The organism is Aestuariibaculum marinum, assembly GCF_014596975.1.
Lineage (GTDB): Bacteria > Bacteroidota > Bacteroidia > Flavobacteriales > Flavobacteriaceae > Aestuariibaculum > Aestuariibaculum marinum.
Genome location: NZ_JACVXD010000026.1, coordinates 1 through 2,472 on the forward strand (window position 1 = coordinate 1; position 2,472 = coordinate 2,472).

Here is a 2,472-nt window from a genome sequence, read left to right on the forward strand (position 1 = left end):
AAACTATATGACAACTCAAATGACTAACTGTATGAGATCCTCTTCGCTGATATTCTGACATATCATAAAGATATAATTTTTATATCACTAAAGTGCTGCAATGAAATTGCAGGGTTTTAGACCCTAATTTGAAACCAATAAAAAAAGCACCGACTTTAACTGTCGATGCTTTACAATTTAAGTGTTAATCTAAATTGGGTTGTGGTGTCATCCTTAAATAAGGCTTAATTTCTTTATGTCCTTTTGGGAATAAACTCGGAATTTGGTCATTGGTAATCGCTGGTGAAATCACAACGTCTTCGCCACTTTTCCAGTTAGCAGGTGTTGCTACTTTATGATAAGCAGTTAATTGCAAACTATCTATAACTCGTAACAATTCTTCAAAATTTCTTCCCGTTGAAGCCGGGTAAGTAATAATTAATTTAACTTTTTTATCATCCCCAATAACAAACACCGAACGCACAGTAAATTTTTCGCTCGCATTAGGATGAATCATATCGTATAACTCAGACACTTTTCGGTCTTCATCTGCAATAATCGGAAAGTTTACCGTTGTATTTTGTGTCTCGTTTATATCGTTTACCCACCCTTCGTGCGACGCTAAACCATCTACACTTAAGGCTACAACTTTAACATTACGCTTCGCAAATTCATCCTTATATTTTGCCACCGTACCTAATTCTGTTGTACACACAGGTGTGTAATCTGCCGGATGCGAAAATAAAATACCCCAACTATCTCCTAACCATTCATGAAAATTAATATCACCTTCGGTTGATTTTGCTGTAAAATTAGGGGCTGTATCTCCTAATCTAATTGTTGCCATAATTAATATATTTTATAAATTTTAATTCCTACTAAACTAATCAATTTAATAGAATTAAAAAAGAGATTTTAACTTTAAATTTTCAAGATGAAAAAATTTAATAAAACTAACTTTTATCATGCCTTTAAACCTTCTAAAAAACTTAACTTTGTTACTTTAATCAAATCATTATTACGATGAGTTTTAGAATAGAAAAAGATACCATGGGCGAGGTTAAAGTACCTGCCGATAAACTTTGGGGCGCACAAACCGAGCGTTCAAGAAACAATTTTAAAATAGGACCTGCAGCGTCTATGCCTTTAGAAATTGTTTACGGATTTGCTTACCTAAAAAAAGCAGCCGCTTACACCAACTGCGAATTAGGCGTTTTACCAATTGAAAAGCGCGATTTAATCGCTGCTGTTTGTGATGAAATTTTAGAAGGAAAGCACGATAACCAATTTCCTTTAGTTATTTGGCAGACCGGTTCAGGAACCCAAAGTAATATGAATGTTAACGAAGTTATCGCTAACCGTGCTCAACAATTAGCAGGCAAAGTTATTGGTGAAGGCGATAAGGTTATTCAACCAAACGACGACGTTAACAAATCGCAATCGTCTAACGACACGTTCCCTACGGGGATGCACATTGCTGCCTACAAAAAAATTGTAGAGGTAACATTACCAGGTGTAAAACAATTACGCGATACACTTCAAAAGAAATCTGATGCGTTTAAAAATGTTGTTAAAATTGGACGTACGCACCTTATGGATGCAACACCATTAACTTTAGGGCAAGAGCTTTCTGGATATGTAGCGCAATTAAATTACGGTATTAAAGCATTAGAAAACACTTTACCGCACTTAAGTGAACTAGCTTTAGGTGGTACTGCTGTAGGTACCGGGTTAAATACGCCTAAAGGATACAGTAAACGTGTGGCTGAATATATTGCTCAGTTTACAAAATTACCGTTTGTAACAGCTCCTAATAAATTTGAGGCGCTTGCTGCTCACGATGCTTTAGTTGAAACTCACGGGGCGTTAAAGCAATTGGCGGTTTCTTTAAATAAAATCGCTAATGATATTAGATTAATGGCTTCAGGTCCAAGAAGTGGAATTGGAGAAATCATTATTCCTGCTAACGAGCCAGGAAGTTCTATTATGCCAGGAAAAGTAAACCCTACCCAGTGTGAAGCTTTAACTATGGTTTGTGCTCAGGTTATGGGTAACGATGTTGCGGTTTCTGTTGGTGGTTTACAAGGACACTACGAGCTTAATGTATTTAAACCTGTTATGGCTGCAAATGTATTGCAATCGGCGGAGCTAATTGGTAATGCTTGTGTAAGTTTTGATGAAAATTGTGCAGTAGGTATCGAACCAAACCAAGAAGTTATTACAAAATTACTTAATAACTCTTTAATGCTTGTTACTGCTTTAAATACAAAAATTGGATATTACAAAGCAGCTGAGATAGCTAATACAGCCCACAAAAATGGAACCACTTTAAAAGAGGAAGCCGTTAATTTAGGCTATGTAACTGCCGAAGATTACGATGCCTGGGTAAAACCAGAAGACATGGTTGGAAGCTTAAACTAAACCACTATGGACTTGAAGTCCATAGGTTTGTTACACGAGGGACTAAAGTCCCTCTTTCTTACTCTAATATGA

General features: G+C 36.2%; 2 protein-coding genes. One reads left to right on the forward strand and one right to left on the reverse strand.

Features of this window, described 5'->3' with window-relative positions:
- Positions 1 to 184 precede the first annotated feature (184 nt).
- Positions 185 to 826, reverse strand: a complete 642-nt coding sequence (locus ICJ85_RS16020) for a peroxiredoxin (RefSeq protein ID WP_188224807.1) — start codon at positions 824 to 826, stop codon at positions 185 to 187.
- A 176-nt stretch (positions 827 to 1,002) separates the two neighbouring features.
- Between ICJ85_RS16020 and fumC the strand changes: the two genes are divergently transcribed.
- Complete coding sequence (gene fumC / locus ICJ85_RS16025; RefSeq protein WP_188224808.1) at positions 1,003 to 2,400, forward strand: class II fumarate hydratase; 1,398 nt, start codon at positions 1,003 to 1,005, stop codon at positions 2,398 to 2,400.
- Positions 2,401 to 2,472 lie beyond the last annotated feature (72 nt).